This is a genomic window from Robertmurraya beringensis, assembly GCF_042433785.1.
GTDB classification, from domain to species: domain Bacteria; phylum Bacillota; class Bacilli; order Bacillales; family Cytobacillaceae; genus Robertmurraya_A; species Robertmurraya_A beringensis.
The window spans coordinates 186892-213852 of the sequence record NZ_JBHLUU010000032.1 but is presented as its reverse complement, the minus strand read 5'-3'; the positions used below and the strand labels follow the sequence as shown (position 1 = coordinate 213852).

Here is a 26961-nt window from a genome sequence, read left to right as displayed (position 1 = left end):
CCCAAAATATATCTATTTTCTACTCAGCAATCTTTTCGAGATTTCCATTTCGGTCCATTTTGAATTTAGTGGCTGGGCGGTCTTCTTCTTCCTCTAACACCACTAGTTTACGAGCGCGATTCATGATTTTCATTAATGTCTCGTAATCTTCCTGGATGATTTCTGTATTTTGCTCAAGATGATTAATTTTTCCTTCTAGCTCTTCATTACGTCTCTTCAATGAAGCGATTTCGCGCTTCAGTCTCTCATTCTCACTTTTTAAAATATCCACTTGAATATTAGACCCACCTAGTGATCGTAGATACGAGATTACCGTTTCCATATTCATGTCTCTTGGAGCTTGCGTTTGTGATGCGACCGGGCTTGGTAAGGCCACTTGTGTAACGCTTTGAGCGATCTCTGCTGGCTCAATAGCCATTTCTTCTGAGAAATTTGGTACTTCATAAGTTTCTACTTCAGCTGCTGCAATTGGGCCAACTTCTTCTAGTGTTGGAACTGGTGGTGAGTATAATAGTTTCTTTTTCCCACCCTGGTCTTTTCCTAGTATTCTTTGACGCTGCTTTCGTTGCTTTTTAGCTAATTGTAATGCTTTTTCGTAGCGATGCCTTACAACGGCATTCCAGCGGAAACCACATGCTGCAGAGGTACGATTAAGCTTGTCCCCAACCTCTTCAAATGCATTTAGCTGTGTGCTTCCTTCTCTAACATGTCGTAAAACGGTTTCAGCTAGTAATAAGTCATTTTCATCTGTCCATGCATCTTGTCTAACTTTCATTCTACTCAACTCCCTAACCAGAATACATTTTCAAGTTCTTAGTTAAAGCATGACCACATGCGGCTGGTTTTATACAAATTGATTGCAAGGATAGTAGAGTTTTTTTCGAAAATATTTAAGATTTGACTAGATAGACAGGTTTTTTATGGATATTCGGCTAAGGATTACAGCTTGCATTAGGAGAAAAGAAACGGTAAAATACCGTTTAGATTATTAAAAAGAGTTTACTTGGCTTAGTTTGCACCGAAGAAAGGGTTGTAATATAGATGGCAAATGAATTTCGTGTGTGTGACGATTGTCAGGCCGTAAATTTAAAAACGTTGATTCCTCGACTAAAGGATATGGATCCTGAGGCAACGATTGAAATTGGCTGCCAATCATACTGCGGACCAGGGAGAAAGAAAACATTCGCATTCGTGAATAACCGTCCCCTTTCTGCGCTAACAGAAGAAGAATTAATGGATAAAATTAATAAGAAGCTGAAAAAATAAAATCACCTATTGGTACGGAAGATAGGTGGTTTTTTCTTTGATTATTTGTCTGATGGGATGCAAAATCGAGCCTTTATTTCGATAGAAATACCAGCGAAGAGAATGCAGCCCATCAGACATGTTACTACCCGAGTTGGGGAGAAAAAGGTTGAATATTGTCTTCTAAATTTGTCGAAATTCTGTAGATTTTTTCCTTTTTTAGGGTGAATTGTAGAATGAATCAAGTTATAATAGTTTAAAGATAGATAGGAAGAGGGATTCTACAGTGGCATATTCACAGGAAAAGCTAGTGGAGGAAAAGGTTTTTAAAGATCCCGTTCATCGTTATGTACATGTGAGAGACCGTGTGATTTGGGATTTGATTGGTACGAAGGAATTCCAACGTCTACGCCGGATTAAGCAGCTTGGAACGACATATCTTACATTTCACGGGGCAGAGCATAGCCGTTTTAACCATTCGCTCGGAGTCTATGAAATCATTCGTCGCATTATTGATGATGTATTTGATGGACGACCGGAGTGGAACAGTGAGCAGCGTTTGCTTTCACTTTGTGCTGCACTCCTTCACGACCTCGGACATGGTCCCTTTTCGCATTCGTTTGAAAAAGTATTCGACCTCGATCATGAAGCTTTTACACAAAAGATTATTCTTGGCAACACAGAAGTAAATAGGGTTCTTACAAAGGTAAGCAAGGATTTCCCGAAGATGGTCGCTGAGGTGATCGCCAAAACCTCACCGAACAAGCTCGTGATTAGCTTGATTTCTAGCCAGATTGACGCGGATCGTATGGATTATTTACAGCGTGATGCGTACTTTACAGGTGTGAGCTATGGGCATTTTGATATGGAACGGATTCTACGCGTGATGCGGCCAAAAGAAGATCAAGTCGTGATCAAGCAAAGTGGTATGCATGCAGTGGAAGACTACATCATGAGTCGATACCAAATGTATTGGCAGGTGTACTTCCATCCTGTTACTCGTAGTGCAGAGGTCATTTTGACCAAGATTCTCCACCGTGCCAAGCATTTGTACCAAAAAGGCTACCAATTTAAGCACGAACCGATTCACTTTTATTCTGTATTTGCTGAAAATATTACCCTTTATGACTATTTGAAATTAGATGAAGCCGTTATTCTCTATTACTTCCAAATGTGGGAAGAGGAAGAGGATTTGATCTTGCGTGACCTGTGTGTCCGTTTTATGGATCGAAATTTGTTTAAATATGTGGAGTTTGACCCAGCGAAAGAATATAAGAAGCTAAGCGAGCTTTCTACCTTATTTGCTAAGGCGGGTCTTGACCCGGAGTATTATTTAGTCGTTGATTCCTCGTCAGACTTACCATACGACTTTTATCGACCAGGTGAGGAAGAAGAGCGCCTGCCGATTCAACTTCTTATGAAAAATGGAGAAGTAAGAGAGCTTTCAAGAGAATCTCAGATCGTTGATGCCATTTCAGGGAAAAGAAGAACAGACCATAAGTTGTATTTCCCTGCAGATCTTTTAAAGGACGATTCATCTAAAAAGAACATTAAAAAGCAAATTCGCAACTTACTAGACCTATGAGATAGGTGCTTGATATAAATATAGAAGTAGGAGAGGGTCTCATTGTTAAAGGATCATGCCAAAATAATGCAAGCTTTTGCAGCGGCAGGGGAAATTGTTGGTCGGAAAAAACTGCAAAAAATGATTTATATAGCGAAAAAAGTAGATTTTCCTTTCCAAGAGAGGTTTCAGTTTCACTTTTATGGACCTTACTCCGAAGAGTTGACCCTTCGTGTAGAAGAGCTATGCAATATGGGCTTTCTTAACGAGGTGAAGGAGAAAAAGGGCGGTTACATGCAGTACCGCTACTCCTTAACAGATGAGGGTATGGAATTTTTAAATATGAACCTAGTGGAACTTCCGGCTTTAGAGGATTGTTTAACCGACATGAATAGCCAGAATGCTAGGTTTCTAGAACTCGTATCAACCGTACTTTTCTTTGACGATTTAGAAGTAGAGGAAGTAAAGGAAAAAATCTTTACTCTAAAGAGCAAGCAAAAATACACCGAAGACGAAATTAAGCAGGCGTATGAATATATTGAAGCATTAAAGGGGAAAGTGGTCCCTGTATAAAAGAGAGGCTTGGACTTTTTATGTCCAAGCCTCTTTTGTAAAAAATATGTTGTCGGTTGTTATGCAGAATCGAGCCTGTATTCCAATAGGAATACCAGCGAAGAGAATGCATAACAACCGACACCCAAAAACTAATTTTACTCGTCAGACAGCCTTTTTCCAGCAATCCCATAATTATTTTTCGTCATTTCATCAATGAATACAACGACTTTCTTAGCAGGTGCTCCCGTTGTTTCCACGACAGCAGCGGTTACTTTTTCCACAAGAGCTTTCTTTTGGTCGTCAGTACGGCCTTCTAGCATTTTTACGGTTACGTATGGCATGATGATTGCCTCCTTGAGAGATATGTAAGTTCTTCTTAACCTAATCATAATGTTCCAAACGTGAGAAAGGAATACTCATTTTTCCATTTATCCTATATTTCATGTATAATTTGGCTAAGTAGAGTCTTCGAAAAGGAGTTGACGTGTTGGAGCAATTATCTAGGTTTTTAGCTTTTGATATAGAAATGATTCCATACGTGGTTATTACGTTGATCGTAGCGTTTTCTGTCCATGAATTTGCCCATGCGTGGGTGGCCTATAAGTTTGGGGATGATACGGCGAAAAATCAGGGCAGACTAACTCTAAATCCGATGAAGCACTTGGACCCCTTTGGCACATTGTTAATTTTTATTATAGGCTTCGGTTGGGCAAGACCTGTTCCAGTCAATCGCTTTTTCTTTAAAAATCCTCGGTTAGCAAGTATTCTTGTATCAATAGCAGGGCCCCTTAGTAATCTAATGCTATCCGTTCTTGGCTTTGTGTTATTGTATGGATTGGTGGCTACTGGTGCGGTGGAAACTCTACCCTCATACGTGTTTGAGTTTCTTAATATATTTTTGTATTTAAATGTTGCTTTATTTGTGTTTAATCTGCTGCCGTTCCCACCGTTAGATGGCTACCGAATTATTGAAGACCTCGTACCGGTGAATGTACGGGCTAAAATGACACAGTATGAGCAATATGGAGCACTAATCTTTCTTATTTTAGTTATTACTCCACTTGATCAATATACGATTGACCCACTGTATTCGACAGTCGTTCCGTCGATTCTTTCGACTTTAGATCAGTTCTTTTATCAGTTATTTTTGTAGGAGGCGTTCATTTTTATGGAAGAAAAAAAGAAGAAAAGTATTGGTTTTAATATTATTAAAAGTGATCCAACCGAAGGGCATGGAGGATTTGGTGTTGGAGCTCTCACCTTAGATAATGTTTCACCGGTTATTATTGATGTGGATGCCGGGGAAGCAATCATTGATGTTGGCGCCATGCACGCAAGAAGTGTGGTGGAAAAAGGGATTAAGTTTTTAAAAACAAAGGAAGAAGTTCCAAACGCCAAGCCTTACTGGTTGGTTTGGGTCACAATTGACCGAAAGCAGGAAGGACCTTATTATGCGGGTGTGACGGCTTGCGAAATGACCGTGGACCGTGAAATTCGTCGTGGCTATAAGTCACTACCTGAGCATGTGAATCGCATGGATAAGTCGATTAAACGTCAGATCATCGTCGATCATATGGATAGTCGTTCAAAAGGAATTCTAACTGATTTTCTGAAAAATCATGATGCGGGTATGTGGGAAAGATCGGAAGAGAAATTGAAGACAGATCTTCAAGGATAGGAAATTATTCCAAAAAGGTTTTTTTAACAAATTGTTAGGAAATACTTGCCGTTTTCCGTTAAAAAAAGTAAACTTTAAACAGCGATAACACGCTATAGCACTAGGACAGAAAAAGCCCCGAGTACATGTGACTCGGGGCTTTTTTGTATATTTGAATAGTGAATGGGTGGTTAGCTCCAATCAAAAATCCTCTTATACCACGTCTTTTTCTCTTTCTTTTCTTCTTTTTTCTTTTCAGTTGGCTTTTCGGCATCATGATCAAGATGATCGATGCAGTGCTTGGTTGGTTCTGTGCCTGCAATAAAATAGGTGAGTCGTTTGATTGGACAGTCATCGGTTGCTAGAAGGCCACTTTCAGGGTCAATATATACTCCAACGGTTCCTTTAGGGGCTTTGAAGTTTTTGATCGGCTCGTCAGCTAATGCGTCCTCCATATAGTTGACCCAAATTTTTTTCGCGTACGATTTCTCGGCAACGATTTCAATCGGATTTCCTTGGTCATAACCGGTCCATACCGCGGTCACGAGCTGAGGGGAAAAACCGACCATCCAGCTATCAGAATCAGTGGAACCAGACTTTCCAGCATAAATTCGAGTCATATCATTGATCATCGAGCTACCGGTTACATTGGAATATCCATCGAGCTTTTTATCAAACATTCCTGTCATCATATGAGTCATAACGAACGCTTCCTCAGGTTTCAACACACGCTCATTTTCCTTTTCATACTCGTAAATGACTTCCCCTCGATGGTCTTCCACTCTCTTAATAAGAACTGGTTTTACTTTTTTCCCACCGTTAGCAAACAAGCTATAGGCATTGGCCATATCAATCACCTTTACCCCACTGGTCCCAAGTGCTAATGACGGTACTTTTTCCATCGGAGTTGTAATTCCAAATTGCTTGGCTGTTTTTACGAGTGTTTCTTCGCCTAAAAATAAATGTGTTTTAACCGCATACACATTATCGGAAAGGGCGAGCGCTTGTGCCATCGTGATTTCTTTCCCTGCGTACTTATTATTAAAATTATGTGGTGTATACTCCGCTCGGTTATCGTCAAAACGGAAGGTCGTCATTTCGCTTCTCACTAATGAAGCGGGCGTAAATCCTTGTGATATCGCCGCATAGTAAAGAAGTGGTTTGATGGTAGATCCTGGTTGACGAACCGCTTGAACTGCACGGTTGAACGGGCTTTCCACATAATCTCTTCCACCAACCATTGCCTTAACATACCCGTTTTTCGGATTCATCGACACGAGTGCTACCTGCAATTCAGATTCCTTTGCCATATGGGTAGAAACATTTTTCTCTGCTAACTCCTGCTGTTCGGTATCAAGTGTCGTGTACACATGAAGTCCACCAAGCTCAATTGTTCGGTCATCCAAACCTAAATCATTTTTTAATGCTTGCTTGACGGCATCCTGAAAATACGGGGCAATTTGTGTCACCGCATGGGAGTGCTCACCAATGAAGGATAAGGTTTCATGAATAGCTGCGTTTGCATCGGATTCAGTAATATATTTACTTTTTACCATCGAATCCAAAATAATTTTTTGACGGCTCTTTGCATTTTCCTCCGAAATAAGAGGAGAGTAGATGCTCGGTCCTTTTGGAATTCCAGCTAGCATAGAAGCTTCAGCTAGCGTCAAGTCAGCGGCATTTTTACCTAAATAATATTGACTCGCTGCTTGAATGCCATATGCTCCTTTTCCATAATAGATCGTATTTAAGTAACCTTCGAGAATCTCATTTTTCGTATAATTCATTTCGATTCGAATCGTGTACAGAGCTTCTAGTAGCTTACGCTTCCACGTTTTTTCATGCTCAAGAAATAAATTTCGGGCATACTGCTGACTAATCGTGCTTGCACCTTGAACTTTGGCCATTGCCTTGATGTCAGCAAGAGCAGCACCAGCAATTCGTTTAAAATCAAATCCGTTATGCTTGTAAAAGGATCGGTCCTCTATCGCCACGGTTGCTCCAATTAAATGAGGGGAAATTTCATCAATTCCTACCCAGTATCTTTTTTCTCCATTATTGCTTTCACCGATGACCTGCCCATCATCCGAGTAATAGAGAGATGATTGAGGCACGGCAAGAGGAGGAGGGCCCTGCACCTTGGCGTATATAAGAACACCGGTCACTACTAAAACAAGTAAACCAAGACCGATTGATCCAAGAATGAGTAAGGCACGTATGTATTTCATCGTTCTTCTAAACCGCTGATCCGTAATAACCTCCAAGGATTGACACCTCAACTTCAGATAGATTTTTCCTGTTTTTCCATCTTTCTTACTAGTATGAAAAGAAAGAGGCTGTTTTAAACGCCTATCTATTAAAAAAAGAATTTTTTTCTTGCAATTTTGCTAGATTCATCTATACTTTTTCTCATGTTTGAGTTTTTTTGGGGAAGAATAACAATACAGGAAATTAGTATTGAAACCGATAGATATTTTTTAAATAAGGAAGGATGGCGTAAATGGGACTTTGGTTTACGGAAAAGCAAACTGAGAATTTTGGTATTACAATGAAGGTAAAGCGCACATTACATACGGAGCAAACAGACTTTCAAAAGTTAGATATGGTAGAAACAGAAGAATGGGGCAATATGCTTCTTTTAGATGACATGGTCATGACGTCTATTAAAGATGAGTTCGTGTACCACGAAATGGTTGCTCATATTCCATTATTCACTCACCCAAATCCAGAAAACGTACTAGTTGTTGGAGGCGGAGACGGTGGAGTTATTCGTGAAGTGCTAAAACACCCAAGCGTGAAAAAAGCAACACTTGTTGAAATCGACGGAAAAGTAATTGAGTACTCTAAAAAGTACCTTCCAGAGATCGCAGGACAGCTAGACGATCCACGCGTAGAAGTTAAAGTGGATGATGGTTTTATGCACATAGCTACTGCAGAAAACGTATACGATGTGATCATGGTAGACTCAACTGAGCCAGTTGGTCCAGCAGTAAACCTATTTACAAAAGGTTTCTATGCAGGAATCTCTAAGGCGTTAAAAGAAGATGGAATCTTTGTTGCTCAATCAGATAACCCTTGGTTCAAAGCAGACTTAATTCGTTCTGTACAAAAAGACGTAAAGGAAATCTTCCCGATCACTCGCCTTTACATCGCAAACATCCCAACATACCCAAGCGGAATGTGGGCATTCACGTTAGGATCAAAGAAGCATGATCCACTTGAAGTAGCTGAAGAACGTTTCCATGATATTGATACCAAGTATTACACAAAAGAGCTTCACAATGCAGCATTCGTGCTACCGAAGTTTGTTAAAGATTTAATTGAAGGCTAATAATAAATAAGACGGGGGGAGATTCTCTCCGTTTTTTACTGTGAAAGAATTAGATTGTGGGGGCAGTTTCCGCCTGAAGGAAGCCTTTGTTACGTAGTAACACCAGCTGGCGGATATGAAACTGACCCCCTCTTAATTTAAAGGAGGAAACAAAATGCGTTTTGATGAAGCATACTCAGGTAATGTGTTTATTAAAAGCCATCCAAGCTTTGAGGAAAGTAAAGCGGTATTGTACGGAATGCCAATGGACTGGACAGTAAGTTACCGCCCAGGATCTCGTTTTGGTCCAGCGCGTATTCGTGAGGTATCTATAGGTTTAGAAGAATACAGCTTGTACTTAGACCGTGAGCTAGAAGATGTGAAATACTATGATGCAGGTGATATTCCACTTCCATTCGGAAATCCACAGCGTAGTTTAGATATGATTGAAGAGTTCGTGGATCAGGTTCTTGATGCAGGGAAATTCCCACTTGGTATGGGTGGAGAACATTTAGTTTCTTGGCCCGTTTTTAAAGCGATGGTAAAAAAGTATCCGGATTTAGCCATCATACATATGGATGCACACACAGACCTTCGTGAGAACTATGAGGGAGAGCCATTATCTCACTCGACACCGATTCGTAAGGTAGCAGACTTAATCGGACCACAAAATGTGTATTCATTTGGGATCCGTAGCGGCATGAAGGAAGAATTCCAATGGGCGAAGGAAGTCGGCATGCATATTTCTCCGTTCGAAGTACTTGAGCCTTTGAAGAAAGTATTGCCAACATTAGCAGGACGTCCCGTGTATGTGACGATTGATATCGACGTTCTTGACCCAGCACATGCACCAGGAACAGGAACCGTTGATGCAGGTGGAATTACTTCTAGAGAGCTATTAGCTTCTATTCACGAAATTGCACGCTCGGAAGTGAATGTAGTGGGAGCAGACTTAGTAGAAGTAGCTCCAATTTACGACCACTCTGAACAAACAGCAAACACAGCAAGCAAACTCATCCGCGAAATGATTCTTGGATGGGTGAAATAAGGATGAAGTTGTGCACCTGCCAGGATTTGGCGGGTGTTTTTTTATGAGGTGTTTCAGGTGATTACTAAGAAGAGAAAAGGGTGTTTTTGGGAAGTGAAGAGGGAGTTAGGTTCCCGTATGGGCTGGAAAAAAGTGCGAGCGGGAATCAAAGTAGAGGTTAGGTTCCCGTATGGGCTGGAAAAGAGTGCGAGGGGGAATCAAAGTAGAGGTTAGGTTCCCGTGTGGGCTGGAAAAGAGCGCGAGCGGGAATCGAAGTAGGGGTTAGGTTCCCGCTCGGGGTAGCAAAAGTGTTCTCATGGGAACTTAACGTGTGGGCACAGGCAAATGAGGAAAAACGAATTGCCAAAAAGCCACTCATTAAAACCCCTAAAAAGCTAGTTATGACCTGTAACAGGAAAAATAGCATTGTATTAAAGTCATAAAGCTCTTTTTATGACCTTACATAGACTAAAAACAAGGTTTACATATGTCATAAAAACAAAGTTATGACATGAAAACAAGGTGCGACCCCTCCAATAAGGTCATAAGAGGCATACAACCACTCAAATAGTAGCATCACACCTTGCGCTCCCCCTCTAAAATCTTTATAATTATTAAGTTATAGAGAATGCAATGATAAAAGGAAGTGTATGGCCGTTGCCGATTCAACCAGCGGATCAAATTACCGTAAAAATTAAGGTACATACTATGATTGAAAATGGTGGGGAAAAGGAAACTTTTGAACTCACAACTTTTGGTCGATACTATGTAAAGAATGCGAGCGGCTACCTTCAATACGAGGAAAGTACAGAAGAGGGGCCGATGAAGACTACGATGAAGCTCACAGAGGATGGAATTCTTCTGATGAGAAGTGGCTCGGTGAAAATGCGAATGCTGTTAGAAGAAAAGAAGCAGCATCGTGGCAGCTATACCACTCCATTTGGAGAGCTGCTAATGATCACAGATACAAAAGAACTTCAGCATAGATGGAACAGTGAGAATAGTATAGGAACGATTGAGGTTTTATACGATCTTTTGATACAAGGCTCAAAAGCAGGTACATACAAATTGCAAATCGTGTTTGAGGAGGAAAAACGTTGAATATCGTTGAACAGGTACAATTGAAGCTTAAAGAAGAAATAAGAGCGGCAGTGATAAAAGCAGAGTTAGCAACAGAGGAGCAGCTTCCAGATGTAATTTTAGAAACACCAAAGGATAAAGCAAATGGGGACTACTCGACCAATATGGCGATGCAGTTAGCGAGAGTGGCAAAGAAAGCACCTCGTGCGATTGCGGAGGCACTTGTGGCAAACTTTGATCAATCAAAGGCATCCATTGAAAAGATTGATATCGCTGGTCCTGGATTTATCAATTTTTACATGAACAATAATTACTTAACAGATCTTATTCCAACGATTCTTACAGCTGGTGAAAAATACGGAGAAACTACGGTAGGAAATGGACAAAAAATTCAGGTCGAATTTGTGTCTGCGAATCCAACAGGAGATCTTCACCTTGGACATGCTCGTGGAGCGGCTGTTGGGGATTCTCTTTGTAATGTGCTTGCAAAAGCGGGTTACGATGTGTCGCGTGAATACTATATTAACGATGCAGGAAACCAAATTAATAATCTGGCATTATCGGTTGAAGCACGTTACTTCCAAGCGCTTGGTATGGAAAAAGAGATGCCGGCTGATGGTTACCATGGGGAAGATATCATTGGAATCGGTAAGCGTTTGGCTGAGGAGTATGGTGACAAGTTCGTAAATATGGATGAGAAAGAGCGCTTTGACTTTTTCCGTAGCTACGGGTTAAAAGAGGAAATGGCCAAGCTGAAGCAGGATCTTGAGGACTTCCGCGTGCCATTTGATGTGTGGTACTCTGAAACCTCTCTTTATGGAGATGGAAAAATTGATGTAGCTTTAGACAAACTTCGTGAAAATGGCTATATTTACGAAGAAGATGGAGCCACTTGGTTCCGCTCGACAGATCTAGGAGATGACAAAGACCGCGTGCTTATTAAGCAGGATGGTTCTTACACCTACTTAACACCTGACATCGCTTATCATAAAAATAAGCTTGATCGCGGCTTTGAAAAGCTTATTAATATATGGGGTGCCGATCACCACGGGTATATTCCTAGAATGAAAGCAGCGATCGAAGCATTAGGGTATGGAAAAGATGTACTTGAGGTCGAAATCATCCAGCTTGTTCACCTGTACAAAAACGGTGAAAAGATGAAGATGAGTAAGCGGACCGGAAAAGCGGTTACGATGCGTGATCTTGTTGAAGAGGTAGGATTAGATGCGACTCGTTACTTCTTCGCAATGAGAAGTGCAGATACGCATATGGACTTTGACCTGGACTTAGCTGTATCACAATCCAATGAAAATCCAGTATACTACGCGCAATATGCACATGCTCGTATTTGCAGCATCCTTCGTCAAGGGGAAGAGAATGGGTTCACGTATGATACGAACGCTGATTTCTCTTTAATCGGCGCTGAGAAGGAAATTGAAGTGCTTAAAAAGCTTGGTGAGTTTCCTTTAGCAGTGGCAGAAGCCGCTCAGAAACGCATGCCACACCGAGTGACGAACTATATTTATGAACTTGCTTCAACTTTCCATAGCTTTTACAATGCGGAAAAAGTATTGGATGCGGAAAACGTGGAGCGCACAAAGGCACGCCTTTCATTAATTAAAGCGGTGCAAACGACGTTAAAGAATGCACTGAAATTAATCGGAGTTTCCGCTCCTGAAAAAATGTAACAAGTGAGAGGCTTCCGGATGGGGAGCCTCTTTTGAAACTTAAAGGTGGAGGAAGACATGATTAGAGACTGTTCAGTTGAAAAGTTTTTAGAAAATAAGCATCGCTATACGACGATCGATGTACGGTCACCAGGTGAGTTCGCTGATAGCCATATTCCTGGGTCGGTCAATATTCCTCTTTTTACAAATGAAGAGCGGGCATTGATTGGAACTCTTTATAAGCAAGAAGGGCAAAAGGAAGCCAAATGGAAGGCGATGGAGATTGTTAGTCCAAAAATTCCTGATATGCTTGCACGAATTCAGGAGATTGAAGAGTCTGGTCGCGAGCCCATGGTGTACTGCTGGAGAGGTGGAATGAGAAGCCAATCTGTTGCCACATTTGCTACACTCGCCGGGCTCCATGTTAGGAGGATTGAAGGAGGGTACCGTGCTTATCGTGAGCATGTGATAGAGCATCTCTCTGACTTAATTCCTGATGAAGCAGTGGTCATTACCGGGATGACGGGAACAGGGAAAACGGACATTCTTCAGCATCTAAAAACGGCAGGATATCCCGTGCTCGATTTAGAGAAGTACGCGAATCATAAAGGCTCGGTGTTTGGCTCGATTGGTGGGGAAGCTCCACATAACCAAAAGATGTTTGATGCTCTTCTTTTTGAAGATTTAAAGAAACTCAAAGGCTCTCCATATTTCATTATGGAAGGAGAGAGCAAACGAATTGGACATGCTGTGCAGCCAACAGAGTTAGCCGAGAAAAAATTGAAAGGACTTCATATTACCGTCTATTCCTCCATCGAAAAAAGAATGGAACGAATTTATGAGCAGTACGTGAAGCCTTATGAGCACTCAGATGCTTTTCATGAACGTGTTGAGCTTGCTTTAAAGATGATTATTAAGAGAATAAAATCATTTGATATTCAAATGGAGCTTCTAAGATGTGTGGAAGAAAGAGATTATTTGCCCCTTATTAGACTGTTAATGGAGCATTATTATGATCCGCGCTACAGCAATAAAGTAGGAGACTATGAGAACCCGGAGATTTTTGTTTGCAGCGATTCAATTTTAGAAGCTACAAACAAGATAGCGGAGATTATTGAGCAATCAAGAAGAGCAAAAATCGAAGTATAAAATAGCATGGTGGGGAATGCTTTAAGGTATACGGATGATTTTTGGAGGGGTACTATGAAGCTTGTCCTTTTATCTTTAGTAACGGGTTTTTTCGTCGGGTTTATTTTTGCACTCTTTCGTCTGCCCATTCCGGCACCACCTGCTTTAGCGGGTATCACTGGAATTGTTGGAATCTATTTAGGTTTTAAAGTGTTTGAGCAGTTAACTCCATGGCTGCAAAGTTTTGGAAAATAAGGGAAGCCTGAAAGTCTTGTCCTTAATAAGCGGAGATTTTTCCGTTATATGCAGAATGGAGCTCATTTCGAGGGAAATAGGGGGAGGTTTTCCGCTTATGCAAAGCAAAATCTCCCATTTTTGAATTTTTCGAGCCCATAGGCGGAATTTCTCCGTTTATTTAAGCGTTTTTAAAGAATAATTTCTAGTTAAGCGGAATCTCTCCGGCTATTTAACAGCTCGGGTGCTTAATCTGAACCCCCAACCGAAAAAATGGGTCATTTCCATTCAATCGCAGCCCCACCCACTCGTTTCACCCCCCGAATGCGGCTAATGTCTTCTACGAGTTTGAGGCATGCCATATCCTTCGCCTTTGCTTCAATCATAAAGTCAACATCCACATTCATGGAACGGAGAAGGTCGATCAAGGGCATGACATATTCCAAATCCGCATAGTCAGCATGTGCTCGGTACATTTTTTCCGACTTCGGGGAAGAAATATGGATCTTCGGTTTTAAAGAACAACCTTCCCATGTTTGAAAAACTTTTGGTAGCAGAGTATCGAGAGGCTCGTCACTCAAATTGGCCATATGATGGTGATAATCAAAAACCAGACGAATGCCCTCTTTCTGACATACAGAAAGGGTCTCTTCGGTTGTGTAAGTTTTATCATCATTCTCTAAGGTGGTTACCTCTTTGATATGGGAGGGGAGAGATTGGATGTTTTCGTGAAATCGTTTTAGTGACTGTGTTTTGTCCCCGTAGGCCCCTCCGACATGAATATTGAGGACCCCTTCTTTTTCCACTCCCATTGCTTCTAGCATTCTGTAATGATAGTCCATATCAATCACCGCATTCTTTGTTACTTCTTCACGAGGAGAGGTGAACAAAGTATATTGGTTTGGGTGAAAGCTTACACGCATCTGATGTCTTCGAATTAAATCGCCAAGCTCCTGCCACTCCTTTCGAAACGGGGTGACAAAGTCCCAGTTCACCTCTGGATGAGTAGAAAGCGGGGCAATCGAGCTTGATAAGCGATACACTTGAATGCCGTGAGCGATATTATAGCAAACCATTCGTAACGTATTAAAGATATTTTCACCCGTGACAGCCATTAGTTTTTCCTCGCGTTCGGAAGCGGGAAGCTGCTTATACCGGGTAAAGGTCAGGGCTCTTGCAGGCGATGCCTCCCAAAGAGAAAGGGCCGTCGATACATAGCCGAAGCGAATTTTCATTGTTTTATGAACTCCTAACTAAAGAAAATAGGAAATAGGGCGTGCGATCCACTCCATTATTTTTTGCTTGAAGCTTAAATGGTTCAAATCATGAAGGGATAATTTTTTTCCATCTTTTACATCCGTTTCATAAATATTTTTCATAAGTGAGATGATGTCTGGATCATACATATAGCAGTTAATTTCATGATTTAAAAAGAAGCTCCTTTTGTCAAAGTTGGCTGAACCAGAATCACAAATCCGGTCATCAATGATAAGGATTTTTGCATGGTAAAAGCCTTTGGCATAACCGTAGACATTCGCCCCTTTAGAAATAAGCGTGCGCAAATAAGGAAACGAGGCCTCTCTCACAAACGCGTGGTCAGGAGTTTGCGGTACAAGGATAGTCACTTCCACACCGCGATCCAATGCAGCCAATAAATCTTGAAAGATGCGCTTGCTAGGGATGAAATAAGGAGAACCGATGTGAATCGATGTCTCAGCCCCTCGAATCATTCCGGAGAAGGTTTCTTCGAGATAAAACCCTTCTGAAGGGATAATTTGGTGACGAATTGGTCCTGAAACTGGTTCAGGAAAATAAGTAGGAATACTCAGAAGATGTTCCTGCGTCTCCTCTTCCCAGTCCTTTAAGAACTCACGTTGTAGATCATGAACCCCTTCACCCATAACTTTTAAATGATAGTCACGCCAAGGGTTCAGCTTTGGATCCTCATTTAAATACTCTTTTCCGACATTGAAACCACCAATATAGCCAAGCTTTCCATCAATGACTGTAATTTTTCGGTGATTTCGAACTTGTGAACGGTAAAAGAGAAAAGGAAATTTCGGTTTATGGCTATACGAAAAGTGAATGCCGGCTTGTTTGGCTTCATTTACAATTTTACGTGGAACACTAAAGCATCCTGCCCAATCGAGGAGCAGTCTAACTTCCACTCCTTCTAATGCTTTGTTTTTTAAAATTTGAAGAAACCTACGGCCATATGGATCATCTTTTAATATATAAAAAAGAACATGGATATGCTCGTTTGCATGTTCGATTTCTGAAAATAAGTCCGTGAAGAGGGCATCTCCTCTTGTAAACACATCAATATGACTTTGCCTCATCGGATAACTTTTTCGATAAATAGAAGATAAATGTTGTCTTCTGCCAAGTACAAAGTCGACATACAATAGCAATAGGATGAGTACGAAAGCAAGTAGAATGAAACCGATAACCTTCATCAAATTCTCTCCCTTCTAAAGGATACCCCATTGGTTCGGGAGTGATCGTACGTTGTAGTATCTCCTGTAAGTGTTCTTTCTATGAAGACAGAAAGTTGCGATAAAAAAACATTGACTGAATGCTCATTCATTATATAATAGGAGTAGATACAATTCAGAAAATTACACATTTTCACGCAAAACCTGTGCTGCTTGAAGGGGAGTTCAAGTAAGCCAGAAAGGGGTAGAGAAGATGAACGCCATGCTTTGGATCAACTTGATTGCTTTTCTAATTGTAACCGCTTACGCAGTTAGTCTGTTTGTTTATGTAGTCAAAACGAGAATCGAGTACATAAAGCTTGGGAAGAAGGTGGAGTTTGAATCCCGAGTGAAGGAAAGGCTCGATAAGATTTGGGTTAATGTATTCGGGCAAAAAAAGCTGTTAAAGGATAAGAAAAGTGGAATTATTCATGTGATGTTTTTTTACGGATTTATTCTTGTTCAATTTGGGGCGATCGATTTTATTATTAAAGGTCTTGTACCAGGTGCGCACTTGCCACTAGGACCTCTGTATCCAGGATTTACGTTTTTTCAGGAAATGGTCACCTTAATGATATTAGTGGCGGTTTTTTGGGCGTTTCATCGTCGATATGTAGAAAAATTGGTTCGTTTGAAACGGAATTTTAAATCGGGACTCGTGTTAATTTTTATCGGTGGATTAATGCTTTCTGTACTACTTGGAAATGGAATGAGTCTCATCTGGCATGCTCATGAAGCCTCATGGACAGAGCCAATTGCCTCATTAGTGAGCCTAGCTTTTTCTTGGATAGGAGAAACAGCTTCCATCGCGATTTTCTATGTGGCTTGGTGGATTCATCTTTTGTTCCTGCTAGCATTTCTTGTGTATGTTCCACAGTCCAAGCACGCGCACTTGATTGCAGGTCCAGCGAATGTGTATTTTAATCGCTTAGAAAAGCCAGGGAAATTAACCAAGATTGATTTTGAAGACGAAACACAAGAAACCTTCGGTGTGGGGAAAATTGAAGATTTCACTCAGCATCAGCTCATTGACTTATACGCGTGTGTAGAATGCGGACGCTGTACGAATATGTGTCCAGCAACAGGGACAGGAAAGATGCTGTCACCGATGGACTTGATTGTAAAAATGCGCGATCACTTAACCAATCATGGGGCAGCCATTACGCAAAAGCAACCATGGGTTCCGACCTTTGCTTTTTCCAATACAAAAGGAAATCAAATCGCATTAGCAGCTGCTGGAAAAGGGGTTCAGGAGTCTGCGGCAAGTCTAGCTTACAGTCCAAGCTTGATCGGAGATGTGATAACAGAGGAAGAAATTTGGGCTTGTACTACTTGCCGAAACTGTGAAGATCAATGTCCGGTCATGAATGAACATGTCGATAAAATTATTGACCTTCGTCGTTATCTGGTTTTAACAGAAGGAAAAATGGATGCCGATGCTCAAAGAGCGATGCAAAACATCGAACGTCAAGGAAATCCTTGGGGACTAAATCGCAAAGAGCGTGAAAACTGGCGCACGGAGAGAGAAGATGTTCTCATTCCAACGGTAAAAGAAATGAAAAAGTCTGGAGAAGAGTTTGAGTACTTGTTCTGGGTGGGGTCAATGGGCTCTTATGACAACCGCAGTCAAAAAATTGCTTTGTCCTTTGCGAAGCTTTTAAATGAAGCAGGTGTGAAGTTTGCGATATTAGGAAGCAAGGAAAAGAACTCCGGTGACACCGCAAGACGTCTAGGAAATGAGTTTGTATTCCAAGAGCTTGCGACAAAGAATATTGAGGAATTTGAGAAGAGCGAAGTAAAGAAGATCGTGACGATTGATCCTCATGCGTATAATACATTCAAAAATGAATACCCTGACTTCGGATTAAAAGCGGAAGTGTACCATCATACCGAGCTACTTGCTGAGCTTGTGAAGGATGGAAGACTAAAACCGAAGTTCGAAGTGAACGAAACGATCACCTTCCACGATTCTTGTTATTTAGGACGCTACAATGAGGTGTATGATGCACCACGAGATATATTAAAAGCCATTCCAGGCGTCACACTCGTAGAAATGGCTCGAAATAGAGACACGGGAATGTGCTGTGGAGCTGGTGGTGGCTTGATGTGGATGGAAGAAGAAACGGGCCATCGTATCAATGTAGCAAGAACTGAGCAAGCATTAGCCGTTAAACCGTCTGTTATTTCATCAGGCTGTCCGTATTGCCTCACCATGCTTTCAGATGGAACAAAGGCAAAGGAAGTCGAAGAAACGGTATCAACGTATGACGTGGCAGAGCTACTAGAAAAAGCCGTTATTGGAGAGGCACAAATCGTGTCGTAAAGAGGATAGAAATAATTTGCATGATTTTTATGTAAATTATTTCTATTCTAACTATTTTGATAGTAAAATAGAAGAAGACAATAAAGCGCTTACAAATTAAATTACCTTCAAAGGAGAAATTCAAATTCTCCTTTTTTCCACCTCACATACTGAGCGAGCGTTCAGTCACATCACAGAATGAATCACACAAAGAAAGAATCCAAACAAATGAATACGAAAAAGGGGAGAGTAACATGGGGAAAACAGTTATTTTAAGCGGAGTTCGTACACCTTTTGGAAAAATGGGCGGAAGCTTAAGCGCATTTACAGCATCTGATTTAGGGGGATTGGTGATCAAGGAAGCACTTGGTCGTGCAGGAGTAGAAGCAGAAAAAGTGGATGAAGTGATTTTTGGAACGGTTCTGCAAGGGGGGCAGGGTCAGATTCCATCACGACAAGCAGCTCAAAAGGCAGGACTTCCATGGAATGTGAAAACAGAAACGATCAATAAGGTTTGTGCTTCTGGGATGCGAAGTGTGACGTTAGGAGATCAAATCATCCGTTTAGGTGATGAAGAAGTCATCGTTGCCGGAGGAATGGAGTCGATGAGCAACGCTCCTTATTTTCTTCCAAAAGCTCGTTGGGGATTACGAATGGGCGATTCGTCCGTAAAGGATTTAATGGTGTATGACGGACTAACTTGTACGTTTACGGGTGTTCATATGGGAACATACGGAAATGGTGTGGCAAAGGAAATGGAGCTTTCGCGCGAGGAGCAGGATCAATGGGCGCTTCGAAGCCACCAGCGTACCGTTCAAGCAATCGAATCTGGTGTTTTAGCCGAAGAAATGGTAGCGGTTCGAGTTCCACAGCGAAAAGGCGAACCACTTGTGGTGTCAACTGATGAGTCACCGAGAAAAGATACTAGCATGGAAAAGCTGTCTAAGCTTGCACCAGTGTTTAACTCAGACGGAACAATCACAGCCGGAAATGCACCAGGAGTGAATGATGGAGCTGCAGCACTAGTGTTGATGAGTGAAGAACGAGCGGCTCGGGAAGGAAGAACACCAGAAGCTTATATTATCGGGCAGGCAGCTGTCGCGGTAGAAGCAAAGGATTTCCCGAAAACGCCTGGAATCGTGATTAACGAATTGGTAAAGAAAACGGGTAAATCAGTCGAGGAAATTGATTTGTTTGAAATCAACGAAGCCTTTGCAGCGGTTGCTTTAGCAAGTGCAGAAATTGCTGGACTTGATCATGAAAAGGTCAATGTGAATGGTGGAGCCGTAGCGATTGGTCATCCGATCGGTGCGAGTGGGGCAAGAATCATCATTACGTTAATGTACGAGTTAAAGAGACGTGGCGGTGGAATCGGTGTAGCAGCGATTTGCTCAGGTGGAGGGCAAGGCGATGCGATTATGATTGAGGTGCCAAAACAGTAGAATTTTTATGGGGGGATTTCCGATCGTCTTGTACGGAATGTCCCCTTTTTTAAGAACTCTAATGGTAGAAAAGGGGGATAAGATGGAAATCAAAAAGGTAATGGTTATTGGTGCTGGCCAGATGGGAGCTGGAATTGCTCAAGTGTGTGCCCAAGCGGGTTACGATTGTTTATTGCATGATCTAAACGAAGACTATTGTTTACGTGGACTTGGGGTGATCCGGAAAAACCTAGCGCGTCAAGTAGATAAAGGAAAAATGACACAAGACCAGATGGAAGTGATTTTAGCCTACATCCAGCCTTCCACTGATTTGCATAACGCAAGTGGTGTGGACCTAGTGATTGAAGCAGCAGTGGAAAACATGGAGGTCAAAACAAAGATTTTCCGTGAGCTCGATAAAATCGCTCCTGATCACGCAATCCTTGCGAGCAACACTTCCTCACTACCGATTACAGAAATTGCGGCAGCAACCTCAAGGCCAGAAAAGGTCATCGGAATGCACTTTATGAATCCTGTCCCAGTCATGAAGCTCGTAGAAATTATCCGTGGTCTAGCAACGGATGACGAGGTATATGAACTCATCGAAGGCATGACAAAAACGATTGGAAAAGTGCCAGTTGAAGTGAATGATTACCCCGGGTTCGTGTCCAACCGAATTCTTATGCCGATGATTAACGAAGCCATCTATACGCTTTATGAAGGAGTAGCAACAAAGGAAGCGATCGACGAGGTCATGAAGCTTGGGATGAACCACCCGATGGGACCACTCACCTTGGCTGACTTTATCGGGCTCGATACCTGTTTGTATATTATGGAAACCCTCTACGATGGCTTTGGCGACAGCAAATACCGTCCATGCCCACTGCTCCGCAAATACGTAAAAGCGGGCTGGCTCGGAAGGAAATCGGGTCGTGGATTTTATGAGTATAGTTAACTACCCCGATATCAGGAGGAAATGATATGGATTTACGATGGACGGAAGAACAGCAGATGATGAGAAAGATGGTTCAGGATTTTGCCCGAACCGAGATCAGTCCATTTATTGAAAAAATGGAACAAGGAGATTTTCCAAGAGGCATCCTTAAGCAAATGGGGGAACTCGGCCTCATGGGGATCCCTGTTCCCGAACAGTACGGCGGAGCGGAGATGGATTTCACCTCTTATATCATAGCGATTCACGAGCTTTCAAAAGTCAGTGCCACGATCGGTGTGATTCTCTCCGTGCATACATCGGTTGGCACGAACCCGATTCTTTATTTTGGTAATGAAGCGCAAAAGAAAAGATACGTCCCGAAGCTCGCAAGTGGGGAATACTTGGGCGCCTTCTGCTTAACCGAACCAAGTGCGGGCTCTGACGCTGCAAGCTTAAAATCACGTGCCGTCAAAAAAGAGAATCATTATGTGATCAACGGTTCAAAAGTGTTTATTACAAATGGTGGAGAAGCGGATATTTACATTGTGTTTGCTTCGATTGAAGACAAGGGAATTTCAGCTTTCATCGTTGAAAAAAATACTCCAGGACTGGTGATCGGGAAAGATGAGCACAAGATGGGATTGCACGGGTCAAGAACGGTTCAGCTTACATTCGAGGATATGCAGGTGCCAGAAGAAAACCTAATCGGCAAAGAAGGTCAAGGCTTGAAAATCGCACTTGGCAATTTGGATGTTGGAAGAATCGGCATTGCAGCCCAAGCGCTTGGAATCGCTGAAGCAGCTTATGAGGCAGCTGTCGACTATGCGAAACAACGTATCCAGTTTGGAAAGCCGATCTCCTATCAGCAAGGAATTGGCTTTAAATTAGCTGATATGGCAACCAATATTGAAGCGGCAAAACTATTAATCTATCGAGCTGCCGAGCTTCGTTCCCTTGGTCAACCATGTGGAAAAGAAGCTTCGATGGCCAAATTATTTGCCTCCAAAACGGCAATGGAAGTAACAACGGAGTCCATTCAAGTGTTCGGTGGATATGGCTATACAGAGGATTACCCAGTTGAGCGTTTTTTTCGAGATGCAAAAGTGACTGAAATCTACGAAGGAACGAGCGAAATTCAGCGCATCGTTATTAGCAAGCATTTATAAACTTTGAAAAAGCGAGGGGAACAAGATGAATTTCAAATTGTCAGAAGAACATGAAATGATTCGTAAGATGGTTCGTGACTTTGCGAGAAATGAAGTGGCACCAACTGCCGCAGAAAGAGATGAAGAAGAACGATTTGATCGCGAGATTTTCAATAAAATGGCAGAGCTCGGTTTGACGGGGATTCCGTGGCCTGAAGAGTACGGTGGTATTGGCAGTGATTATTTAGCCTATTGTATCGCCGTTGAAGAGTTATCTCGCGTATGTGCGTCAACTGGTGTGACGCTGTCCGCTCATACCTCTTTAGCAGGCTGGCCCATTTATAAGTTTGGTAGTGAAGAGCAAAAGCAAAAGTTTTTGCGTCCGATGGCATTAGGTGAAAAAATCGGCGGTTACGGGTTAACCGAACCTGGTAGCGGGTCTGATGCAGGTGGCATGAAAACAACGGCACGTCGAGATGGTGATGAGTTTATTTTAAACGGCTCCAAAATCTTTATCACGAACGGTGGCATTGCTGATATTTATGTCGTGTTTGCGGTAACAGATGCCGCGCAAAAGCATAAGGGAACCTCGGCCTTTATTGTTGAAAGTGATACACCAGGCTTTTCGGTCGGAAAAAAGGAGAAAAAGCTCGGCATTCGCTCGTCACCAACAACAGAGATCATTTTCGAAGACTGCCGTGTACCTGCAGCTAACATGCTCGGGGCAGAAGGAGAAGGGTTTAAAATTGCGATGATGACCCTTGATGGAGGACGTAACGGAATTGCTGCTCAAGCTGTCGGAATTGCACAAGGTGCACTGGATGCAGCAACCGATTATGCCAAAGAACGTGTTCAGTTCGGAAAGCCAATTGCACAGCAGCAAGGCGTCGGCTTTAAGCTAGCGGATATGGCGACCAGCATTGAAGCTGCTAGATTATTAACCTATCAAGCGGCCTGGCTAGAGTCGGAAGGTCTTCCATACGGAAAAGAATCCGCAATGTCCAAGTTGTTTGCCGGTGACACGGCCATGAAAGTAACAACAGAAGCGGTCCAAATCTTTGGGGGCTATGGATACACAAAGGATTATCCGGTAGAACGATATATGCGTGACGCAAAAATCACACAAATTTATGAAGGAACACAGGAAATCCAACGACTCGTTATTTCGCGGATGATTACGAAATAAATGAAAATCTCTCTAAAGGGGTAGAAAAATCGATGAAAAAAAGAGAAGTTCATGCCTCTGTGAAGGATGAACAGCTCGTCGTGAAAAGGCGTGACCAGATGATTAAAGGGGCGGTTGCGCTTTTTAAAGAGAAGGGCTTTCATCGCACTACAACTAGAGAAATTGCGAAAGCATCCGGCTTTAGCATTGGCACCTTGTATGAGTATATACGGACGAAGGAGGATGTGTTGTACCTGGTCTGTGATCATATTTATGACGAAGTGCAGGAGCGGTTGCAAAAGGATTTAGATACGAAAAAGGGAACGTTACAAAGCTTGGAGCGAGGAATTGCCAACTATTTTCGTGTCATGGATGAGCTTCAATCAGAAGTGCTCGTCATGTACCAGGAGGCAAAATCGCTGAACAAGGATGCTCTTCCATATGTACTAAGAAAAGAAATGGAAATGGTAGCAATGTTTGAGGATGTGATTGCCCGCTGTGTGGAAAATGGGGAAATCAATCTGACTGAAAAACAGGTAAAAATGATTGCTCATAATATTTTTGTTCAAGGGCAAATGTGGGGATTCAGACGCTGGGCACTCCAAAAGCTCTACACGCTTGAGGAATACATCACCCTTCAAACAGAGCTATTGTTTTCAGGCATAACGAGGATGGGAGGAGAAAAATGAATACGAAACCAACGTATACACATAAGCATCATATCCGATTTGTCACCGCGTCTAGCTTGTTTGACGGACATGATGCCTCCATAAATATTATGAGAAGGATTTTACAGGCAAGTGGAGCTGAAGTGATCCACTTGGGCCATAACCGCTCGGTAGAAGAAGTGGTGAATGCGGCGATACAAGAGGATGTTCAAGGAATTGCAATTTCCTCATACCAAGGAGGACATGTGGAGTACTTTAAGTACATGTATGATCTTCTAAAGGAAAAGGGTGCCACTCATATCCGTATTTATGGCGGTGGAGGTGGGGTGATTATTCCTCGTGAAATTAAGGAGCTACATCAGTATGGCATTGCACGCATCTTCTCACCTGAGGATGGGCGATTGCTTGGACTGCAGGGAATGATTGATCGTATGCTAGAGGAGTGCGATTATCCAACGATTTCGTCAGAGGTGGATACGTATCTTTCAAAGTTAGATTCGGGTGACACGATTGCGACAGCCAAGCTGATCACGTTTGCTGAGCAGCAGGTGGGCGCTAATAAAGAAAGTGCCGCTGCGGTAGAAACCGTGATGCAGCAGGTCAAGGCACGGCAAAAATCGGTTCCTGTCCTCGGGATTACAGGGACAGGTGGGGCGGGAAAAAGCTCGTTAACCGATGAACTGATTCGTCGCTTTATTAATGAAGTACCGGAGCAAAAGGTCGCGGTACTCTCGGTTGACCCAACCAAGCAAAAAACGGGGGGAGCACTGCTCGGGGACCGAATCCGAATGAATGCCATTTTTTCCCCAAGAGTATATATGCGAAGCTTAGCGACCAGACAATCAAAGACCGAGCTATCGCTTGCTATTCAAGACGCGATTGCGGTGGTCAAGGCGGCTGGCTTTGATCTCATCATCGTAGAAACAAGTGGAATTGGTCAAGGGGATGCAGAGATCGCGGAGATTTGTGATGTCTCTATGTACGTTATGACGAGTGAGTTCGGAGCTCCATCACAGCTTGAAAAAATAGACATGATTGATTACGCGGATTTAATCGTGATCAATAAGTTTGAACGAAAAGGATCTGAAGATGCACTTCGACAAGTACAAAAGCAATATCAGCGAAGCCGCATGCTTTTTGAAAAAGAGCTAGATGATATGCCGGTATACGGAACGATTGCAAGCCAGTTCAATGATTCGGGCACAAATGCTCTGTTTGCGGCATTGATTGAGACATTAAATGAAAAAACGGGATCATCATTACTGACCACTTTTTCCAAAGATGCTCTTGTAGAAAAGCAGAGCGTCATTATTCCTACGGATCGCCGCTACTATTTACGTGAAATCTCAGATGCGGTTCGAGGCTACCATAAAAAAGCGGAGGAACAGGCGAATCTTGCTCGAAAGCTTTTTCAAATAGAAGGCACGCTTGCTGTTATTGAAGAAACTAGTGCAGGTCAAGAAGTAATTAAGGCGTTAGAGGAACTCAAGGCTGGGGTGGAGGCAAAGCTTACTTCCGAAACCAAAAAGGTGTTATCTTCTTGGGAGGAAAAACAAAAGCTCTATAGCTCCGACCACTTTGTGACTAGAATCCGCGACAAGGAAATCGTAACGATTTTAAAAACCAAAAGCTTGTCCGGCTTATTGATTCCGAAGGTAGTACTACCGAAATACAAGGATTACGGAGAGATTATTCGCTGGGTATACAAAGAGAATGTTCCAGGTGAATTTCCATACACTGCAGGAGTGTTTCCATTTAAGCGTGAGGGGGAAGACCCGAAGCGTCAGTTCGCAGGGGAAGGAACACCAGAACGGACAAATCGACGCTTTCATTATCTTTCAAAGGATGACGATGCGAAGCGCTTGAGTACGGCGTTTGACTCAGTCACTTTGTACGGGGAAGATCCGGATTATCGCCCAGATATTTACGGAAAAGTTGGGGAAAGCGGTGTAAGCATCTGTACGTTAGACGATATGAAAAAGCTGTATGATGGCTTTGATTTATGCCATCCTTCCACATCTGTGTCGATGACGATTAACGGTCCGGCTCCGATTATTTTGGCGATGTTTATGAATACAGCCATTGAACAACAAGTGGAAAAAAAGGAGCAGGAACTAGGTCGACCGCTTACACTCGAGGAATGGACTCATGTGAAGGCAGCCACTCTTTCAACGGTGAGAGGCACGGTTCAAGCCGATATTTTAAAAGAAGATCAAGGGCAGAATACATGTATTTTCTCCACAGAGTTTGCGCTTCGAATGATGGGAGATATTCAGCAATATTTTATTGATCATAAAGTGCGTAACTATTATTCCGTTTCGATTTCTGGTTATCATATCGCTGAAGCGGGGGCCAATCCTATTTCTCAGCTGGCCTTTACACTTGCCAATGGATTGACGTATGTGGAGTACTACTTAAGCCGAGGCATGCATATTGATGATTTTGCTCCGAATTTATCCTTCTTTTTCTCTAACGGACTTGATCCTGAATATACGGTAATTGGACGTGTGGCCCGTCGTATTTGGGCGACCGTGATGAGAGAGAAGTACGGGGCGAATGAGCGAAGTCAAAAGCTGAAGTATCATGTCCAAACTAGCGGGCGCTCCCTTCATGCACAGGAAATTGATTTTAACGATATCCGCACCACCCTTCAAGCCCTAATGGCTCTTCAGGATAACTGTAATTCGCTTCATACGAATGCATACGATGAAGCAATTACGACCCCGACAGAAGAGTCAGTGCGTCGTGCGATGGCGATTCAAATGATTATTACAAAAGAGCATGGCTTATCGAAAAATGAAAATCCTCTTCAAGGCTCATTTATTGTGGAGGAGCTCACGGACTTGGTGGAGGAAATGGTTCTTCAAGAATTCGAGCGATTGAATGACCGTGGGGGAGTACTCGGTGCGATGGAGACACAATACCAGCGCGGAAAAATTCAAGACGAATCGATGTACTATGAAATGAAAAAGCATACGGGTGAGCTGCCAATCATTGGCGTTAACACATATTTGAATCCGAATCCTCCATCAGAAGAAGAAACAGACAATATGGAGCTGGCACGAGCAACAAAAGAAGAAAAAGAACTGCAAATTCAAAATTTACGAGAATTCCAAGAGCGAAACAAAGACAAAATCGCTGCAGCGTTGCAAAAACTAAAACAAACAGCCGTCAACAACGGCAATATTTTCGAGGAACTAATGGAAACAGTAAAAGTAGCAAGCCTCGGTCAAATTACCCGTGCGTTGTATGAGGTGGGCGGACAGTACCGGAGAAATATGTAGTAAGAATAAGAGCAAAGTGAAAGCTAGCGCTTTCACTTTGCTCTTTACACTTTTTTTACATAACTCATACCTAAAATGTCCTAATTTTTACTATAATAGAA

General features: G+C 42.4%; 23 protein-coding genes. 18 read left to right on the top strand and 5 right to left on the bottom strand.

Annotation, left to right across the window (positions count from 1 at the left end):
• Positions 1-19: 19 nt before the first annotated feature.
• Positions 20-775, bottom strand: a complete 756-nt coding sequence (locus tag ACFFHF_RS11605; RefSeq protein ID WP_160545893.1) for an RsfA family transcriptional regulator — start codon at positions 773-775, stop codon at positions 20-22.
• Positions 776-1041: 266 nt separating this feature from the next.
• Here ACFFHF_RS11605 and ACFFHF_RS11600 point away from each other — a divergent pair, with 266 nt between their 5' ends.
• The 3 genes from ACFFHF_RS11600 (at position 1042) to ACFFHF_RS11590 (ending at position 3382) form a co-directional block, all read left to right on the top strand.
• Complete coding sequence (locus tag ACFFHF_RS11600; protein WP_377058197.1) at positions 1042-1266, top strand: YuzB family protein; 225 nt, start codon at positions 1042-1044, stop codon at positions 1264-1266.
• Between the two features lie 265 nt (positions 1267-1531).
• On the top strand, positions 1532-2830 hold the full coding sequence (locus ACFFHF_RS11595) for an HD domain-containing protein (protein WP_340905982.1): 1299 nt from the start codon (positions 1532-1534) through the stop codon (positions 2828-2830).
• Between the two features lie 42 nt (positions 2831-2872).
• Positions 2873-3382 carry a YwgA family protein gene (locus ACFFHF_RS11590; RefSeq protein ID WP_119710292.1) on the top strand — a complete coding sequence of 170 codons (510 nt, stop codon included), beginning with the start codon at positions 2873-2875 and terminating at the stop codon, positions 3380-3382.
• Between the two features lie 137 nt (positions 3383-3519).
• Here ACFFHF_RS11590 and thmT read toward each other — a convergent pair whose 3' ends face one another.
• On the bottom strand, positions 3520-3753 hold the full coding sequence (thmT, locus tag ACFFHF_RS11585) for a 2-hydroxymuconate tautomerase (RefSeq protein ID WP_160545892.1): 234 nt from the start codon (positions 3751-3753) through the stop codon (positions 3520-3522).
• Positions 3754-3890: 137 nt separating this feature from the next.
• On the opposite strand from thmT, the gene ACFFHF_RS11580 reads away from it, so the two are divergent.
• Positions 3891-4517 carry a site-2 protease family protein gene (locus tag ACFFHF_RS11580; RefSeq protein ID WP_340906375.1) on the top strand — a complete coding sequence of 209 codons (627 nt, stop codon included), beginning with the start codon at positions 3891-3893 and terminating at the stop codon, positions 4515-4517.
• Between the two features lie 15 nt (positions 4518-4532).
• Positions 4533-5042, top strand: coding sequence for a YwhD family protein (locus ACFFHF_RS11575; RefSeq protein ID WP_377058196.1), 510 nt, complete (start codon positions 4533-4535; stop codon positions 5040-5042).
• A 170-nt stretch (positions 5043-5212) separates the two neighbouring features.
• On the opposite strand, the gene ACFFHF_RS11570 is transcribed toward ACFFHF_RS11575, so the two are convergent.
• Positions 5213-7285: a transglycosylase domain-containing protein gene (locus tag ACFFHF_RS11570; RefSeq protein WP_377058195.1), complete on the bottom strand. Its 2073-nt coding sequence runs from the start codon at positions 7283-7285 to the stop codon at positions 5213-5215.
• 236 nt (positions 7286-7521) lie between these two features.
• Between ACFFHF_RS11570 and speE the strand changes: the two genes are divergently transcribed.
• The 6 genes from speE (at position 7522) to ACFFHF_RS11540 (ending at position 13488) form a co-directional block, all read left to right on the top strand.
• Positions 7522-8352, top strand: coding sequence for a polyamine aminopropyltransferase (gene speE, locus ACFFHF_RS11565; RefSeq protein ID WP_119710289.1), 831 nt, complete (start codon positions 7522-7524; stop codon positions 8350-8352).
• 154 nt (positions 8353-8506) lie between these two features.
• Positions 8507-9379 (top strand): agmatinase, encoded by an 873-nt coding sequence (gene speB, locus ACFFHF_RS11560; protein ID WP_160545889.1) that lies wholly within the window; start codon positions 8507-8509, stop codon positions 9377-9379.
• Positions 9380-9991: 612 nt separating this feature from the next.
• Positions 9992-10459: a YwiB family protein gene (locus ACFFHF_RS11555; protein WP_377058194.1), complete on the top strand. Its 468-nt coding sequence runs from the start codon at positions 9992-9994 to the stop codon at positions 10457-10459.
• A complete protein-coding gene (gene argS, locus ACFFHF_RS11550; protein ID WP_377058193.1) occupies positions 10456-12126 on the top strand; it encodes an arginine--tRNA ligase in 1671 nt (556 codons plus the stop codon). Before ACFFHF_RS11555 ends, argS begins: the two co-directional genes overlap by 4 nt.
• Before the next feature lie 57 nt (positions 12127-12183).
• Entirely contained in the window at positions 12184-13254 is a 1071-nt protein-coding gene (gene mnmH / locus ACFFHF_RS11545) for a tRNA 2-selenouridine(34) synthase MnmH (RefSeq protein ID WP_160545887.1), read from the top strand.
• 54 nt (positions 13255-13308) lie between these two features.
• Positions 13309-13488, top strand: a complete 180-nt coding sequence (locus tag ACFFHF_RS11540; protein ID WP_160545886.1) for a XapX domain-containing protein — start codon at positions 13309-13311, stop codon at positions 13486-13488.
• A gap of 257 nt (positions 13489-13745) precedes the next feature.
• Here the strand turns inward: ACFFHF_RS11540 and uvsE are convergent, their stop codons facing one another.
• Both uvsE and cls read right to left on the bottom strand, forming a co-directional pair.
• Positions 13746-14702 (bottom strand): UV DNA damage repair endonuclease UvsE, encoded by a 957-nt coding sequence (uvsE, locus tag ACFFHF_RS11535; protein WP_160545885.1) that lies wholly within the window; start codon positions 14700-14702, stop codon positions 13746-13748.
• 18 nt (positions 14703-14720) lie between these two features.
• Entirely contained in the window at positions 14721-15923 is a 1203-nt protein-coding gene (gene cls, locus ACFFHF_RS11530; protein WP_160545884.1) for a cardiolipin synthase, read from the bottom strand.
• A gap of 232 nt (positions 15924-16155) precedes the next feature.
• Between cls and ACFFHF_RS11525 the strand changes: the two genes are divergently transcribed.
• The 7 genes from ACFFHF_RS11525 (at position 16156) to icmF (ending at position 26860) form a co-directional block, all read left to right on the top strand.
• Entirely contained in the window at positions 16156-18264 is a 2109-nt protein-coding gene (locus tag ACFFHF_RS11525; RefSeq protein WP_160545883.1) for a heterodisulfide reductase-related iron-sulfur binding cluster, read from the top strand.
• Positions 18265-18497: 233 nt separating this feature from the next.
• The gene (mmgA, locus tag ACFFHF_RS11520; RefSeq protein WP_160545882.1) at positions 18498-19685 is read left to right on the top strand and encodes an acetyl-CoA C-acetyltransferase; all 1188 of its coding nucleotides are present in this window, start codon (positions 18498-18500) and stop codon (positions 19683-19685) included.
• 82 nt (positions 19686-19767) lie between these two features.
• Positions 19768-20619: a 3-hydroxybutyryl-CoA dehydrogenase gene (locus ACFFHF_RS11515; RefSeq protein WP_160545881.1), complete on the top strand. Its 852-nt coding sequence runs from the start codon at positions 19768-19770 to the stop codon at positions 20617-20619.
• Between the two features lie 26 nt (positions 20620-20645).
• Positions 20646-21764: an acyl-CoA dehydrogenase gene (locus ACFFHF_RS11510; protein ID WP_160545880.1), complete on the top strand. Its 1119-nt coding sequence runs from the start codon at positions 20646-20648 to the stop codon at positions 21762-21764.
• 25 nt (positions 21765-21789) lie between these two features.
• Positions 21790-22929 carry an acyl-CoA dehydrogenase gene (locus ACFFHF_RS11505; protein WP_160545879.1) on the top strand — a complete coding sequence of 380 codons (1140 nt, stop codon included), beginning with the start codon at positions 21790-21792 and terminating at the stop codon, positions 22927-22929.
• Positions 22930-22961: 32 nt separating this feature from the next.
• Complete coding sequence (locus ACFFHF_RS11500) at positions 22962-23597, top strand: TetR/AcrR family transcriptional regulator (RefSeq protein ID WP_377058192.1); 636 nt, start codon at positions 22962-22964, stop codon at positions 23595-23597.
• Positions 23594-26860: a fused isobutyryl-CoA mutase/GTPase IcmF gene (gene icmF, locus ACFFHF_RS11495; RefSeq protein ID WP_377058191.1), complete on the top strand. Its 3267-nt coding sequence runs from the start codon at positions 23594-23596 to the stop codon at positions 26858-26860. Before ACFFHF_RS11500 ends, icmF begins: the two co-directional genes overlap by 4 nt.
• Positions 26861-26961 lie beyond the last annotated feature (101 nt).

Bases quoted from the DNA above. Each gene is read 5' to 3' on its own strand.
- ACFFHF_RS11605 (WP_160545893.1), bottom strand. From the start codon at position 775: ATGAAAGTTAGACAAGATGCATGGACAGATGAAAATGACTTATTACTA.
- ACFFHF_RS11600 (WP_377058197.1), top strand. From the start codon at position 1,042: ATGGCAAATGAATTTCGTGTGTGTGACGATTGTCAGGCCGTAAATTTA.
- thmT (WP_160545892.1), bottom strand. From the start codon at position 3,753: ATGATTAGGTTAAGAAGAACTTACATATCTCTCAAGGAGGCAATCATC.
- ACFFHF_RS11580 (WP_340906375.1), top strand. From the start codon at position 3,891: ATGATTCCATACGTGGTTATTACGTTGATCGTAGCGTTTTCTGTCCAT.
- ACFFHF_RS11575 (WP_377058196.1), top strand. From the start codon at position 4,533: ATGGAAGAAAAAAAGAAGAAAAGTATTGGTTTTAATATTATTAAAAGT.
- speE (WP_119710289.1), top strand. From the start codon at position 7,522: ATGGGACTTTGGTTTACGGAAAAGCAAACTGAGAATTTTGGTATTACA.
- speB (WP_160545889.1), top strand. From the start codon at position 8,507: ATGCGTTTTGATGAAGCATACTCAGGTAATGTGTTTATTAAAAGCCAT.
- ACFFHF_RS11555 (WP_377058194.1), top strand. From the start codon at position 9,992: ATGATAAAAGGAAGTGTATGGCCGTTGCCGATTCAACCAGCGGATCAA.
- mnmH (WP_160545887.1), top strand. From the start codon at position 12,184: ATGATTAGAGACTGTTCAGTTGAAAAGTTTTTAGAAAATAAGCATCGC.
- ACFFHF_RS11540 (WP_160545886.1), top strand. From the start codon at position 13,309: ATGAAGCTTGTCCTTTTATCTTTAGTAACGGGTTTTTTCGTCGGGTTT.
- uvsE (WP_160545885.1), bottom strand. From the start codon at position 14,702: ATGAAAATTCGCTTCGGCTATGTATCGACGGCCCTTTCTCTTTGGGAG.
- cls (WP_160545884.1), bottom strand. From the start codon at position 15,923: ATGAAGGTTATCGGTTTCATTCTACTTGCTTTCGTACTCATCCTATTG.
- ACFFHF_RS11525 (WP_160545883.1), top strand. From the start codon at position 16,156: ATGAACGCCATGCTTTGGATCAACTTGATTGCTTTTCTAATTGTAACC.
- mmgA (WP_160545882.1), top strand. From the start codon at position 18,498: ATGGGGAAAACAGTTATTTTAAGCGGAGTTCGTACACCTTTTGGAAAA.
- ACFFHF_RS11515 (WP_160545881.1), top strand. From the start codon at position 19,768: ATGGAAATCAAAAAGGTAATGGTTATTGGTGCTGGCCAGATGGGAGCT.
- ACFFHF_RS11510 (WP_160545880.1), top strand. From the start codon at position 20,646: ATGGATTTACGATGGACGGAAGAACAGCAGATGATGAGAAAGATGGTT.
- ACFFHF_RS11505 (WP_160545879.1), top strand. From the start codon at position 21,790: ATGAATTTCAAATTGTCAGAAGAACATGAAATGATTCGTAAGATGGTT.
- ACFFHF_RS11500 (WP_377058192.1), top strand. From the start codon at position 22,962: ATGAAAAAAAGAGAAGTTCATGCCTCTGTGAAGGATGAACAGCTCGTC.
- icmF (WP_377058191.1), top strand. From the start codon at position 23,594: ATGAATACGAAACCAACGTATACACATAAGCATCATATCCGATTTGTC.